Genomic DNA, 13,141 nt, shown 5'->3' on the forward strand with positions numbered 1-13,141 from the left:
TCACGAGCTTATTCTTGTATCCTTCTGTTTTTCTTCCTTCTTATTTTCGGAGCAGATTAAAAATCGCCTCCAGCCGTATGCTGTGATTGCATGACTCGCAGGAATAGTTCCCTTTCCGGTTTTCCTTGAAATTTTTATATCCCACGCTTCCTTCGTACAACCGAAATATCTTCTTGCAGCAAAAGCATTCCACCTCATAATAAATCAGCATGCTTTCCCCTCCTTGGGAGCGTTCTCATTTGCGCGTGGCGTGATCAAAGATCGTAATCAGTTCCTGCACATAAGCCTTTACGTGAAGATCGGGGTTTCTCATCAATTCCAGGCTGAATCCATCGATGGCATGCCGGATAGCGAGTGCCATGACTCGGGAGGATAACGGGGTGAATTCTCGAAAGCTTCCTTCCTTCGCCCCTGCATGCAGAATCGCCTCAATCGGTTGAAACACACCTTCATCCGTGTCCGCCGAAAACCGAGGCTTCCCATCCTTCGTCCTCATGCCCGTCACGATTTCCACAACAGCAAAAACCATCTTCCGATGATCCGCGATAAACTCCACATTCGCTTCAATATACTTCTTGAGCCTGTTTTTCGGAGATGCTTCGCCACGCAGAATTGGCTGCACAAAGGACTCATAGGCAATATAATACTCCGTTACCACCTGCTCCAGGAGCTCATCCTTGCCCGCAAAATGATAGGAAATCACCCCTTTGCTAACGTTGGCACGCTTGGCGATTTGACCTATCGAAGCTTGGGCATAACCGACCTCGGCAATGGTTTCGATCGCACATGCCACGATCTGCGCACGGCGGGCTTTCTCAATAAACGACATTCCCTTTTGATCAATTGTTTTATTTTTAGTATTCATGATTTTATTTTAGTACGATCGTACATAAAAAATCAATAATAAACCTGCCCATCTTTTCGGGAAATGGGCAGGCTTCTACCTGAACTCATATAGGCTGCTGGATTTCTGACCATTCGCCATGCAAAGTAGTAATTCGCGCTACATGATTTACGCAGGCTCAGTTTTGCTCACACGGTCCGTGATCACGGCGATAGCTCCATCTCCGGTTACATTACAAGCCGTTCCGAAGCTGTCTTGCGCAATATAGAGGGCGATCATGAGCGACGTCAGCGTCGTATCAAAGCCCAGCATGGACTCCAGCAATCCCAAAGCTGCCATGACGGCGCCACCCGGAACTCCGGGAGCGGCAACCATCGTAATGCCCAGCATCAGGATGAATGGGAACATCATGCCGAGGGAAGTCGGCATCCCCGTCAGCAGCATCACGGCCATCGAGCAGCTTACCAGCGTAATCGTGCTGCCGGATAGATGTATGGTTGCGCACAGAGGGATGACAAAATCAGCGACCTTCCCGCTGACCCCGTTCAGCTTGGTTTGACGCAGCGTAACCGGAATGGCAGCGGCAGAAGACTGCGTACCTATCGCCGTAAAATAAGCCGGCAGCATGTTCTTCAGCATGGCAAACGGATTCTTGTGCGCGACTTGACCCGCAACCAAGTATTGTATGATCAGGAACAGCACATGCAGGACAATGATCATAATGAATACTTTGGCAAAGACCGACAGGATCGTGGTCACTTGCCCGCCATAGGTTAAGTTGGCAAACACGCAGAGGATATGATACGGCAGCAGCGGAATGATGATCGAGGCGATCAGCTTCTCCACAATCTCCCGGAAATCAACCATAACCTTCTGCAAGGTTTGTCCCTTAATTACAGCCGCTCCCAGCCCAAGTGTAAAGGCAAGCAGTAGAGCAGTCATTACCCCGAATACAGGCGGCATGTCAACTTTAAAAAAAGGCTCCAACAGCGCCTCTTCCGGATTGGCGTAGGAATTAACCAGACCACCAACCTCCAACATATACGGATACAATAGCGTCGCTGCCAAGAACGCCAACAGCCCCGCGATAACAGTGGAGAGATAAGCAAGGCCCGTGGTCACGCCCAGCAGGCGACCGGCCCCTCTTCCGAGCTCCCCGATCCCGGGAGCAATGAATCCGATGATAATTAAAGGTATGGCAAAACCAAGAAAGTTTCCAAACAACCCGCTAAAGGTAGCTAATCCGGCAACCAGCCATTCCGGTGAGAACGATCCGATTGCAATGCCGAGCAAAATGGCTATAAGGATTTTCGGCAGCAAACCGAGTTTTTTCATGTTCATGCTGTTATCACCCACAGATCTTATTTTCGTTTTTTGTCCACTCCAAACGGACATAATCCATTGGACATGGAATGAACAAACTTTATCATATTCTGGATATCATTGTCATTATGCAAAATATGACAACGAAACATACCAGTAACAGATCAGATGACAGATATGGACCATAGAAATAATGGAAAGGCGAAATGCCTGCTCCGGTTCAAGCATGCACAAAATTGAAGCCAGCCCCGCTCATTTCTGTGCAGGGCTGGCTTCAGTGGAATGGTTCCATAGAACCCTATTATGATGAGATAATGGCCGGATGAACTCCAACAGATCAGCCATTATCCTTCTGCTATATGCCAAGCTCCTTGGCTACTGTTGCCCACCCAACCAATGGCTAGGTGAAGTCACTCGGCGGCTTGAATTATTGCACCTGATCGAGCAATTGATAGGCCTCTTCCTTCGTTGTCACCGCCAAGAGCGCTTCTCTGAAATCATCATCCATCAGCTTGCGGGACAACATTTGCAGCACTTTCAAATGCGCATTCTGTTTACTATTTCGCGGCACGGCAATCATAAAAATCAATTTGGCTTCACTGCCATCCAGACTCTTCCAGTCGACACCATCCTGCTGGATACCAAAGACCACGCTTGGTTTCAGGACAGCATCCGATTTACCGTGAGGAATCGCAATATTCATGCCGATGCCTGTGGAGCTTTCTTGTTCCCTGGCTAATATGGCCTGTTTAAAATCTCCATCAGCTCTTACCGCCCCATTCTGCTCCAGTACACCAATCATTTCGTCAATAACAGCATCCTGTGTCGTTCCGGTCAGATTCAGATTAATAAGATCCATTGTTACAATATCTGTCAATTTCTCGACGCGGATAGCAGGTGCTTCGGTTGCTGTATCGTTATTGGTCACGGTTGAAGTCACTTCCGCTGAGTCCGCAGCCACGGGTGCAGCTGTGTCTGCTGCCAACTCTTTACGTGCACCGGCCGGTGTTTCTTTCGCTCCTTCTCCAACAACTGCCGGAGTCACACCTGCAACATCTTTCTTGAGCAGACTCACCATGATAATGGATACGGCTGCGCCGCCTATGACAGCAAGGAAGAACATCAAGACATTATCAACGGCACCAAGTACGGCTACAATCGGTCCGCCATGGGCTACTCTGTCACCGACATTACCAAACATTGCAATCATCGAACCCGTCATCGAGCCGACCATGATACTTGGAATGACGCGTAGAGGATCTTGCGCCGCGAATGGAATCGCTCCTTCAGTAATCCCGAACAGTCCCATCGTAAATGTTGCTTTTCCAGCTTCGCGTTCCGCAGATGTAAACTTCTTTTTGTTCATCATGGCTGCCAGTCCCATCGCAATCGGAGGAACACAGATGGCAACGGCAATTTGTCCCATGATCACATAATTTCCCTCACCGATCATGGCCGAGCCGAACAGGAACGCAACCTTATTCACGGGACCACCCATGTCAAAAGATATCATCGCGCCCAGAATAAGCGCGAGCAAAATCGAACTTGTGCCCTGCATGCCCGCGAGCCAGACCGTTAACGCTTCAAACAAATTCGCAACTGGAGCACCAACTACAAAGACGAAGATTAACCCTACAACTAGAGAAGCCAGTACAGGAATAACGATAATAGGCATAATCGGCTGCAACGACCGGGGAACCTTGATCTTTTTAATAGCAAGTGCAACATAACCCGCCAGGAAACCGGCAATAATCCCGCCGATGAATCCCGCTCCCGCTTCACTTCCATAAAAGCTGCCGTTCGCAGCAATGAACCCGCCAACCATACCTGGTGCAAGACCCGGTCTGTCTGCAATACTCATTGCGATAAATCCCGCAAGGATCGGAACCATAAAGGTAAACGCAGCCCCGCCGATACTCTCAATCGTTTTCCAGATCGAATCTTCCGGTATAACCAGCCCACCCGGCGTTTTCACACCGCCCATCGTCAGTGCGACTGCGATAAGCAGCCCACCAATCACGATAAACGGTACCATATAGGATACACCGTTCATCAAGTGACGGTAGATCGGATTTTGTTTAGGTTTGTTCTCTCCTGTATCTTCGACTGACTTGGATTGTGCCTGATAGACGGGCACATCCCCTTTCATCATCCGTTGGATCAGCTCTTCGGGACGACGGATACCATCCTGCACCCCAACGAGAAGCAGTTTTTTACCGACAAACCGGTCCTTCACCACCGTCTTATCCGCTGCGATAATAATGCCATCGGCTTCACGAATATCCTGCTCCGTGAATTGATTCTCCACGCCAATGGAGCCTTGGGTCTCAATCTTCAACTCAACGCCCAGCTTCGCGCCTGCCTTCTGCAGATTCTCAGCGGCCATATACGTATGTGCAATTCCGTTAGGACATGAAGTAATCGCTAATATTTTCATATTCGTCATTCTCCTTTGCTATCATGTTCCCGCTTACATTTATAGTGTACACGCTGAAAACGCTGTTATCGGATGAACTTTTTACCGGAACTTCCGGAAAAACAGGTTTATTTCGCAATAAAATATCCCCACAAAGCGGAGCCTAGGCTACGATGCTTATTCTAATACTTTGCGGGGACCCCAAAAAAATGTAAAAAGCAGGACGTATACGCCCTGCTTCATCATCACAGACTCTACTATTCATGTTACCCTTTTAACGCATTAAGCAATCGCATCGCTTCCGTCTCCTTAGACAACGCACTGACCAATGCCGGCTGCTCACTGATCCGTGACAATTCCCTGAATAGCTGCCGCATCTCTTTCCGCTCATCATGCTGGATTGCAAGCAAGAACACAAGCTCTACTTTCTCGGTTCCCCAGGTAATCGGCTGCTTCAAAGTAACAATCACGATGCAGGACTGTTTAACCCACTCCGAGCTGCCATGAGGGATGGCAATGCCACCCCCTATCGTCGTAGCCGACATGTGCTCACGATCCAGCACGCTTTCCGTATACCCTGCCTCGACATACCCTTTGTCCTCCAGCATTTGCGCAAACTTGGCGATTAACTGTTCTGGACGCTCTACCTCCTGCTGAGGAAAGACGAGAAAAGGTGTCGTATATTTCAAAAAAACCGATTCCTCAGCCGTCCTCCTGTCTGGCTCATCAAGCCGACGGATCGCTTGCTCCAGCTTCCGCTCGTCACTGGCCTCGAGCAGCGGGGAAACGAGGATATGAGGTGATTTCACCTCGGGCAGATCAACGGTCGTAATGATAAGATCCACCTCATGAGCAGCCAGATAATCCTGTACTTCTGCTCTCGACATCGTTGTCTCCACATGCACGGACGGGAATCTACGTTCCACCTTCGCGAGAAGCAATTGGGACATCCCAACGCCCATGTGACACACAATAATCACCTTCTGGGCGTGGCTCTCGTTCTGGTGAAGCCGTTCTACAGACGCCTGAAAATGCAGCGTCAAATATGCGGCTTCCTCTTCGGGAAAATATAGACGGAGCGCTCCCCCTACCTCTTCCAGTGCCATAATGACCCGATCGAACATGTACGGGTACATCTTTTTGATCTCGGCCAGCATCGGATTGGACACAGCCAGACCATAATGAAGACGGTTCATGGTCGTGTACAAATGCACTTTCAAGCCGTTCAATAATACCTGGTCCTTGGAGAAAGGGATCATATTCAGCTCCGACATCCGTCGAATCAGTTGCTCAACCAATTGGGGCAAGAGGGGGTGGCTGTCTGCTAGATCGCTCCGCCCAACTCCTCCATCCTCCTGCGTATATCGGAACTTCCCGCCAAGCAGATGCAGGGTTAGATAAGCGGTTTCTTCCTTGGAAAAAGGGACAGCAAACAGCTTTTGCAGCTGTTTCAAAAAGCCTAACGCCCATGCAAATTCCGCTTTGTTCTCCAAAAAGGCAATGTCCTGCCCGGAGAGCGAAATCGGCTGTCCCAGCTTGGTCCGTTTGACCATGAGCAGAATATGCAGCATCAGGCTTTCAAAGGTTTCATCGGTGAAGTGGAGCTGATGTTGCTTTTGCAGCGCCTTCAACTCATTGTATACGGTTGCAATCTCGTGCGGTTCGTACTGGTTACGCATCATCTGTCCCGTCAACTCCGGACGGTTGATCAACTGGTTCAACCGCGCCAGCGCCATCCGTTTGTTCTTCTCCGAGCCTTCAATCATTAATCCCACACGCTGCTTAGTCACTAAGTTCAGATCAAAGCTGTGCAGCCAGCCCTCAATCTTCTCCATATCTCGACGAATAATCGTCTTGTTCACATAAAACAAAGAAGCCAGGTTCTGAATGGTTACGGGCTTCGCGTTCATCAAGAGCCGGTAAGCCAGATGCAGCACCCTTTCCTCATCGGATACATGCTCGGTGGAACTCTCGTTGGAATACAAACGTTGGAATAAATCAGTCTGATCTGCTTCCCCGATCTCCAGATAAACGCCGAGTCCCGGTCTTTTCACCAGATTACCACTGGAGTGCTTAACTATATATTCATCAATTACCTTCAGATCATTCCGGATCGTCTTCTCCGAGCACTCGGTCTGATCCGCCAGATCCTGAACGAGCCACAACCGGTTCGGTTCCATTAACAAATTGCGAACAATCTCTTTTTGCCTATTATTCATTCCGATCTCCTATTCAACTTATTTGGAGAGCTCTCTAAACGTGGAGCAGGTACATTGTCCTACGTATATCATATCTGGGTCTCTATGGCAATCTGATCTGGGATGTTACACAAAATATATAGATTCGAATGGTTCAAATGAATGGCATGTTGTGGGAAAACTGTGCATCTACCAAGATTTTAAAACTGAAGCAAACAAAACAAGGGTGCCTAAGAAGTCGGCACCCTTGTTCATGATCCGCATTATAATCCTCTTACATCTCAAGAAATTCGTTCGGTTGCACGGCGTATCTTTCCTATAAAAGCCTCCACTACCTCCCGCGCCGACTCCGCTCCCGTCACGGCGGATATCACGGCGACACCATCCGCACCCGCTCCCATGACTTCCTCCACGCGCTCCACGGTGATCCCGCCGATCCCTACGATCGGCAGATGGATTCCAGCTCCGCGCAGTTCACGCAGAATCGCTGGGCCTTGCGCAGCCTTGGCGTCATTCTTCGAGCGGGTCGGATAGATCGGTCCGATGCCAAGGTAATCAGCACCATGGAGGATGGCGCGCCGTGCTTCCTCCACAGTATGGGCCGAGACGCCCAGAATCCGGTTGCCGATCCGCTCGCGGACGGAAGCCGTAGATTCGTCGTCCTGACCGATGTGAACACCATCGGCGTTCAGCTTCAGCGCCAGCTCCACATCGTCATTGACGATGAAGGGTACGCCCGCTTGGCGGCACTGATCCTGGATCCGGCGAGCCAGCTGGATCGCCTGCTCGCCAACTAGCGCACCATGTCCCTTCTCACGGTACTGGACCATGGTTGCGCCTCCAGCCAGTGCTTCCTGCACGACCAAGCTTGGCTCGACGATACAGTTCACGCTGCCGAGCACGAGGTACATCCGCAGATGCCGTCTCATCATCTCGGGTGCTACTCTGCCCGTCATCGCAGCACCTCCTGACGGCGACGATACGCCCAATGATTCGTAGGGCCGTGTCCCTGTCCCAGGTTCAAGCCGTCCTCAATGGCGGCCTGGATGAATAAGCGCCCGCTCTGAATCGCATTGAATGCACTCAAGCCTTTGGCCAGGCCTGCAGTGATGGCGGCAGAGAAAGTACAGCCGGTCCCATGCGTATGAACGGTATGAATTCGTTTGTCATATAATTCGGTGAAGGCCATACCATCGTATACGAGGTCGATGACCGGAGGACTGTCGGGATTACCGAATCTGTCGTCATTCTTGATCATGGGGGAGCGTCCCTCATAAAACTCCCTGTTATAGCTGGCGGTTCTTGTTTGGCCATACGTACTTTCGGACTGAGACAATTCTTCCTGCTGCGTACCCGCCGCCATACCTGATCCCCTGTCTCTTTCGTGATCTGCAACTTCACCGCTGGCGGGCATTCCCTCGTCATGACCACCTTTGATCACAACGATCTTGGGCCCCAGATCATGAATACGTCTCGCCGCTTCCTTCCGATCGTCCATCGTGAGGATACGCATCCCCGCCAATACTTCGGCTTCCGGTATATTGGGGGTGACAATCAACGCCAGCGGCAGCAAGTGTTCTCTTAAAGCCTGCACCGCTTCGCTTCGCAGCAGCTCCGCTCCGCCCTTGGCAATCATCACGGGATCGACAACGACCTTCTCCCAGCCGAATGCCCGAATCCGGTCAGCAGCCAGGCGAATGATCTCCGCGTTAAACAGCATGCCTGTCTTCAAGGCATCTACTCCGAGGTCCGAGCCTACCGCTTCCATCTGCTCCGCAGCTGCTTCGGGAGGCAGCGGATATACGCCGCGAACTCCCAAGGTATTCTGCACGGTGATCGCGGTAATCGCCGACATGCCGTATACGCCGAGCTCCTGAAAGGTTTTCAGATCGGCCTGGATGCCGGCGCCGCCGCCGCTGTCGGACCCGGCAATCGTCAATGCCCGAGGCACACGAGACTTGCTCATCGTGTGCCTCCGGCAGCGGTCGCTTCCGCCTCACGGATAGCGGCATATCCCTCCAGGGAGCCTGGACGTAGCTTCGCCAGCTCATCCAGGAAAGCGAGCTGGAAGCTCCCCGGCCCCAAGTCTGCCGTACGCTCCGCAGCACTCGCCGCCGCAGCCCCATAGAAGGCCAGACCCGCCGTACCTGCAAGCAGCAGGTTCGGTTCCACCGCAGCAAAAGCACCCAGCACGGAAGTCAGCAAGCAGCCTGCACCGGTCACCTTCGTGAGCAGAGCATTCCCGCCGGTAATGATACGCACTCCAGTTCCATCGGTAATCACGTCCTCTTCACCGGTAATGGCCACGATCGTGCCTAATGCGCGTGCAGCCCGCACGGCCAGCTCAGCATGATCACTGCCCGTGCTGTTGCCAGCGTCTACGCCCTTGATCTCGCGCTCCTCCCCGACAAGGTGAGCGACTTCAGCCGCATTCCCGCGCACGAGCGATACCTTCACCTCACTTAGGATCCGCAGCGCCGACTCCGTTCGAAAACGGGTCGCCCCCGCACCGACCGGGTCCAGCAGGACCGGCACGCCATGCACGTTTGCTGATTGTCCTGCTACTATCATCGCATCCACCAACTCGCGGTTCAGCGTGCCGATGTTCAATACGAGCGCGCCCGCGATGGCGGCCATATCCGCCACTTCCTCCGGCGCGTAAGCCATGACCGGCGACGCGCCCAGCGCGTACAAGCCGTTAGCCGTAAAATTCGTAACCACCACGTTTGTCATATTGTGAACGAGGGGGCTCGTCTGCTGTACCTTCGTTAAAAGCGCCGAAACCTCTTTTTCCCATGCATGCATATGAATCGCCTCTCTTATCTATATTGGAATTTATGTGCTTGTTATGACTCCTTACAGCACCGCAGCCTGCAGCGGCACCGGCCATTCCTCCTGCTTATAAGCCATATCCCAGAACATATACTCCAGTTGGCAGCTCAGCATAAAATACTCCTTCATCCGTTCCCGCTCGGCTGCCGTCGCGCGCTCTGCCCATTCATCGACACGGTTGCAGAACTTGGCTGTCGCGTCTTCCCCACGGTTGCCATAGAAATAAATCCAGTCATAGAACGGATGGGATTCATCCGGCTTCACTTCATCCAGCAGCTTGCGGCCAACCTCCAGGTACGTCCACGGGCAAGGAAGCAGTACGGCCATAATCTCGCCCAGAGTGCCCTCGTGCGCCACTGTCAGCATATGACGGATATAATGATGAGCGGACGGAGCAAGCGGATACCCTTGAAGCTCTTCGTAGGTCACCCCGGCGGCTGCGCACAAATTCTGATGCGGATGCACCTCGCTGTGCAGAATAAATGAAATCTGTTCGTTAAAGGTCGCGATCTCTTCCCTGCTGGTCGATTTGGATATGGCGATACCGTAAATCCGCATGTAGGCATTCAAATACTCAAAATCCTGCTTCACATAGTGAATCAGCTGTTCTCGCGCCAAGTTCCCCTCGGCAATGCCTTTTACAAAGGGATGATCGAAGATTGCTTGAAAAATGCCTCCCGCCTGCTGACGGAGCTCTTGCGTGAAACTCATTTTTGTCCCCACCTCCAACATATTGAAGAGCAGGAAGTCCGTAAGACACGACTTTTCAGACAACGCTAAAAAAGCCGCCCCCGAAAACTGGAGCGGCTTCGTCAACAAGCCCGGGTGCGCCAAAAAAGCGCACCGAGACCTCATATACGAAGGCTCCACTTTCCTACGCTAGTACGAACTAGATCAGGTTCAAAGGGTCCAAGATACGCTCTTGTCTCAGCCGCCAACGGCTCCCCTAGTGGACTTCCTATTCTTTTGTCTAATACTGTACATAGGTTTATGGATGCTGTCAAATGTTAACTGTTCGTGGACGGCTACGCCTGAGACCATTCCACTACCGGGTGGTCTCGAAGTACGGGGATGACGGGGGCTGCTGAAGGGCTAACGGACTGAGGATACGTTATTTAGCCAAATGAGTGTTATTTTCGAGTGCTAACGGACACCAGATACGCTATTCATAGAATATGATGGCAAATAGGCCGTTAATTACGGTAATAAAGGATCCTGTGTCCGTTTAGATCTAAGAATCGGGGGTAATCAGTAAAATAAGGGAACTGGAGTCCGCTAACTGGTGGTCTAGGTCCGACTGTTGGTATTGGTGTTACTGCTGGAATTAATGCTTCTGCTGATCTTGGCGCGACTACTGGGCTTGGTGCGACTGTAGGTATTGGTGTTACTGCTTGATCTTGACGCAACTACTAATCTTGGTGCGACTGCTGATCTTGGTGCGACTAACTGGTCTTGGTGCGACTGCTGATCTTGGCGCGACTACTGATCTTGGTGCGACTGCTCAAGGGAAAGCGGACTGAGGATACGTTATTTAGTTGAAAAGGTGTGATTTTCGAGAGCTAACGGACACCAGATACGCTATTCATAGAATATGATGGCAAATAGGCCATTAATTACGGTAATAAGGGATCCTGTGTCCGTTAAGATCTAAGAATCGGTGGCAATCAGCAAAATAAGGGAACTGGAGTCCGCTAACTGGTGGTCTAGGTGGTGCGACTGTTGGTTTTGTTGTTATTGTTCGTCTTAATGCTGCTGCTCGTCTTGGTGCTACCTTTCGTCTTGGTGCGACTGCTGATCTTGGTGCGACTAACTGGTCTTGGTGCGACTAACTGGTCTTGGCGCGACTGCTGTTCTTGGTGCGACTGCTGTTCTTGGTGCGACTGCTCGAGGGCAAGCGGACTGAGGATACGTTATTTTGCCGAATGGGGGTTATTTTCGAGTTCTAACGGACACCAGATACGCTATTCATAGAATATGATGGCAAATAGGCACCTTATTGAGGTAATAAGAGATCCGGTGTCCGTTAGATTTAAGAATTGGGACCGAATCAAGAAAATAAGGGAACTGGTGTCCGTTAACAGATCAGGGGTAGCGGCACGAAGCAGCAGAGTTGGTTTAGCTGTACTGGCGACGCGGCGTTGCATGCGCTGCATAGCAGCGATACTGGCCACGCTGCAATGCGGCGATGTTAGCTATGCTGCGACTGTCGACGTAGTGGTACTGCCTACGCGCGATGCTGCCGATGCGGCGGGACTGGCCACACGGCGATGCTACAAAAAAGGAGGCATCCCTTAAGATCTAAGATCTTTTGGGATGCCTCCTTTTTTGCTTTTTCCTAGCACCATCCGCTATACGATAATACTAGCGTGCTTCATTCATTACTGAATGCCGTAATACTCCTGAAGCTGGTCAATCATCAGATTCGCTGCCAGGATGCCGCCTGCTGTATTCCAGATTGCATCATCCACTTTGTGGGCCTGGCCGTTCTTAACAACATTCAGGTTTTTCCATAGTGGATCGTTGATCCATTCCTGCTCGGTTTGGTTGGCACCGCCATCCCCGGTTTCATAAGTGAAGTAGAACAGTCTGTCGGCATCTGCCTCAGGCAAACGTTCCTTCGTGATCTCGTCAACGAAATCGTCCTTGGCGTTCTTGGTCATATCGTTGCGGGCAATGCCGATTTTATCGAAAATGACGCCCGAGAACGTATTCGTATGGTACACGCGTGTCTTGCCTGCCATGAAACGGACTACGGAGACGGTTTCGTCGAGCTTGCTTCCAGCCTTCTCTTTGAAATCCTGAATCCGCTTGTCGTATGCTGCCAAAAGCTCCTCGCCTTCGGATACCTTGTTCAGTGCCTTGGCATACAGTTCAAAATTGTTCTGCCACTCGCCGCGAAGATCCTCCGCAAAAACGGTCGGCGCGATCGCCTTCAATTGCTCGTATACTTTCTCCTGACGCATCTTGTTGCCGATAATCAGGTCCGGCTGCAGGCCGGCGATCAGTTCGATGTTCGGCTGGCTCTCTTCCCCGACAACGGTAACGCCTTCCATCTGGTCTTTAATATGCGGATACCATGGGTCGCCTGTCCAAGATCTAACGGCACCTACAGGCTTTACGCCCAATGCGAGAAGCGCCTCGGTTCCTTCGTTCGTGAGAACCACCACTTTTTGAGGGGTTCCCTTGATCGTTTCCGTTCCCATCGCATGTGTAACTTCATAGGATTCGCTTGCTGCGCTACCATTGTTGCCATCTGTTGTATTCGTCGTGTCGCCGCCGGCATTGTTTGCATTTTCTTTCGCTGGGCTTGCTCCGCACCCGGCAAGAATCACGATCATAATGAGAGCCAGCAAGCTAAACTTGAGGCCTCTCGTTGGTTTATTTGCCATTCCTTTTCCCATTCCTATCTAAATCCCCCTTGTGTCATATCCCTCTACCTGAAAATCATTATCAATCACTGATTCAAAACTATAAAGGGTTTCCTAAAAAATATCAAGATATTTATGAGAATGATTATCAAGCTCATTG

The 13,141-nt window shown here is 51.1% G+C and carries 11 protein-coding genes and 1 riboswitch; of the genes, 1 reads left to right on the forward strand and 10 read right to left on the reverse strand.

Going from position 1 to position 13,141, the window contains the following annotated elements; genetic code table 11:
- Window positions 1–40: 40 nt before the first annotated feature.
- The 9 genes from ABEW73_RS23620 to tenA all read right to left on the reverse strand — a co-directional run bounded on the left by ABEW73_RS23620 (window position 41) and on the right by tenA (window position 10,324).
- Window positions 41–211, reverse strand: a complete 171-nt coding sequence (locus ABEW73_RS23620; RefSeq protein ID WP_430173340.1) for a DUF2197 domain-containing protein — start codon at window positions 209–211, stop codon at window positions 41–43.
- Window positions 212–235: 24 nt separating this feature from the next.
- On the reverse strand, window positions 236–865 hold the full coding sequence (locus ABEW73_RS23625) for a TetR/AcrR family transcriptional regulator (protein WP_430173342.1): 630 nt from the start codon (window positions 863–865) through the stop codon (window positions 236–238).
- Window positions 866–1,012: 147 nt separating this feature from the next.
- Window positions 1,013–2,179 (reverse strand): dicarboxylate/amino acid:cation symporter, encoded by a 1,167-nt coding sequence (locus ABEW73_RS23630; protein WP_430173387.1) that lies wholly within the window; start codon window positions 2,177–2,179, stop codon window positions 1,013–1,015.
- Window positions 2,180–2,594: 415 nt separating this feature from the next.
- Entirely contained in the window at window positions 2,595–4,604 is a 2,010-nt protein-coding gene (locus ABEW73_RS23635; protein WP_430173344.1) for a fructose-specific PTS transporter subunit EIIC, read from the reverse strand.
- 245 nt (window positions 4,605–4,849) lie between these two features.
- Entirely contained in the window at window positions 4,850–6,802 is a 1,953-nt protein-coding gene (locus ABEW73_RS23640; protein WP_430173346.1) for a BglG family transcription antiterminator, read from the reverse strand.
- 260 nt (window positions 6,803–7,062) lie between these two features.
- Window positions 7,063–7,737: a thiamine phosphate synthase gene (thiE, locus tag ABEW73_RS23645; protein WP_430173348.1), complete on the reverse strand. Its 675-nt coding sequence runs from the start codon at window positions 7,735–7,737 to the stop codon at window positions 7,063–7,065.
- Window positions 7,734–8,747 carry a bifunctional hydroxymethylpyrimidine kinase/phosphomethylpyrimidine kinase gene (gene thiD / locus ABEW73_RS23650; RefSeq protein WP_430173350.1) on the reverse strand — a complete coding sequence of 338 codons (1,014 nt, stop codon included), beginning with the start codon at window positions 8,745–8,747 and terminating at the stop codon, window positions 7,734–7,736. Before thiD ends, thiE begins: the two co-directional genes overlap by 4 nt.
- Window positions 8,744–9,586 carry a hydroxyethylthiazole kinase gene (thiM, locus tag ABEW73_RS23655; protein ID WP_430173352.1) on the reverse strand — a complete coding sequence of 281 codons (843 nt, stop codon included), beginning with the start codon at window positions 9,584–9,586 and terminating at the stop codon, window positions 8,744–8,746. Before thiM ends, thiD begins: the two co-directional genes overlap by 4 nt.
- Window positions 9,587–9,637: 51 nt before the next feature.
- Complete coding sequence (gene tenA / locus ABEW73_RS23660; RefSeq protein ID WP_430173354.1) at window positions 9,638–10,324, reverse strand: thiaminase II; 687 nt, start codon at window positions 10,322–10,324, stop codon at window positions 9,638–9,640.
- A 143-nt stretch (window positions 10,325–10,467) separates the two neighbouring features.
- A riboswitch (TPP riboswitch) is annotated at window positions 10,468–10,571 on the reverse strand.
- Between the two features lie 1,058 nt (window positions 10,572–11,629).
- Between tenA and ABEW73_RS23665 the strand changes: the two genes are divergently transcribed.
- Window positions 11,630–11,908 carry a hypothetical protein gene (locus ABEW73_RS23665; RefSeq protein ID WP_430173356.1) on the forward strand — a complete coding sequence of 93 codons (279 nt, stop codon included), beginning with the start codon at window positions 11,630–11,632 and terminating at the stop codon, window positions 11,906–11,908.
- A gap of 83 nt (window positions 11,909–11,991) precedes the next feature.
- On the opposite strand, the gene ABEW73_RS23670 is transcribed toward ABEW73_RS23665, so the two are convergent.
- Window positions 11,992–13,014, reverse strand: a complete 1,023-nt coding sequence (locus ABEW73_RS23670; RefSeq protein WP_430173358.1) for an ABC transporter substrate-binding protein — start codon at window positions 13,012–13,014, stop codon at window positions 11,992–11,994.
- Between the last annotated feature and the right edge of the window lie 127 nt (window positions 13,015–13,141).

The sequence above is a fragment of the Paenibacillus lautus genome, assembly GCF_050482385.1.
GTDB lineage: Bacteria > Bacillota > Bacilli > Paenibacillales > Paenibacillaceae > Paenibacillus_AQ > Paenibacillus_AQ lautus_B.

Coding starts and splice junctions, on each gene's coding strand:
- thiD (WP_430173350.1), bottom strand. CDS start 8,747: ATGAGCAAGTCTCGTGTGCCTCGGGCATTGACGATTGCCGGGTCCGAC.
- ABEW73_RS23620 (WP_430173340.1), bottom strand. CDS start 211: ATGCTGATTTATTATGAGGTGGAATGCTTTTGCTGCAAGAAGATATTT.
- ABEW73_RS23630 (WP_430173387.1), bottom strand. CDS start 2,179: ATGAAAAAACTCGGTTTGCTGCCGAAAATCCTTATAGCCATTTTGCTC.
- ABEW73_RS23635 (WP_430173344.1), bottom strand. CDS start 4,604: ATGAAAATATTAGCGATTACTTCATGTCCTAACGGAATTGCACATACG.
- ABEW73_RS23625 (WP_430173342.1), bottom strand. CDS start 865: ATGAATACTAAAAATAAAACAATTGATCAAAAGGGAATGTCGTTTATT.
- thiM (WP_430173352.1), bottom strand. CDS start 9,586: ATGCATGCATGGGAAAAAGAGGTTTCGGCGCTTTTAACGAAGGTACAG.
- ABEW73_RS23670 (WP_430173358.1), bottom strand. CDS start 13,014: ATGGGAAAAGGAATGGCAAATAAACCAACGAGAGGCCTCAAGTTTAGC.
- tenA (WP_430173354.1), bottom strand. CDS start 10,324: ATGAGTTTCACGCAAGAGCTCCGTCAGCAGGCGGGAGGCATTTTTCAA.
- thiE (WP_430173348.1), bottom strand. CDS start 7,737: ATGACGGGCAGAGTAGCACCCGAGATGATGAGACGGCATCTGCGGATG.
- ABEW73_RS23640 (WP_430173346.1), bottom strand. CDS start 6,802: ATGAATAATAGGCAAAAAGAGATTGTTCGCAATTTGTTAATGGAACCG.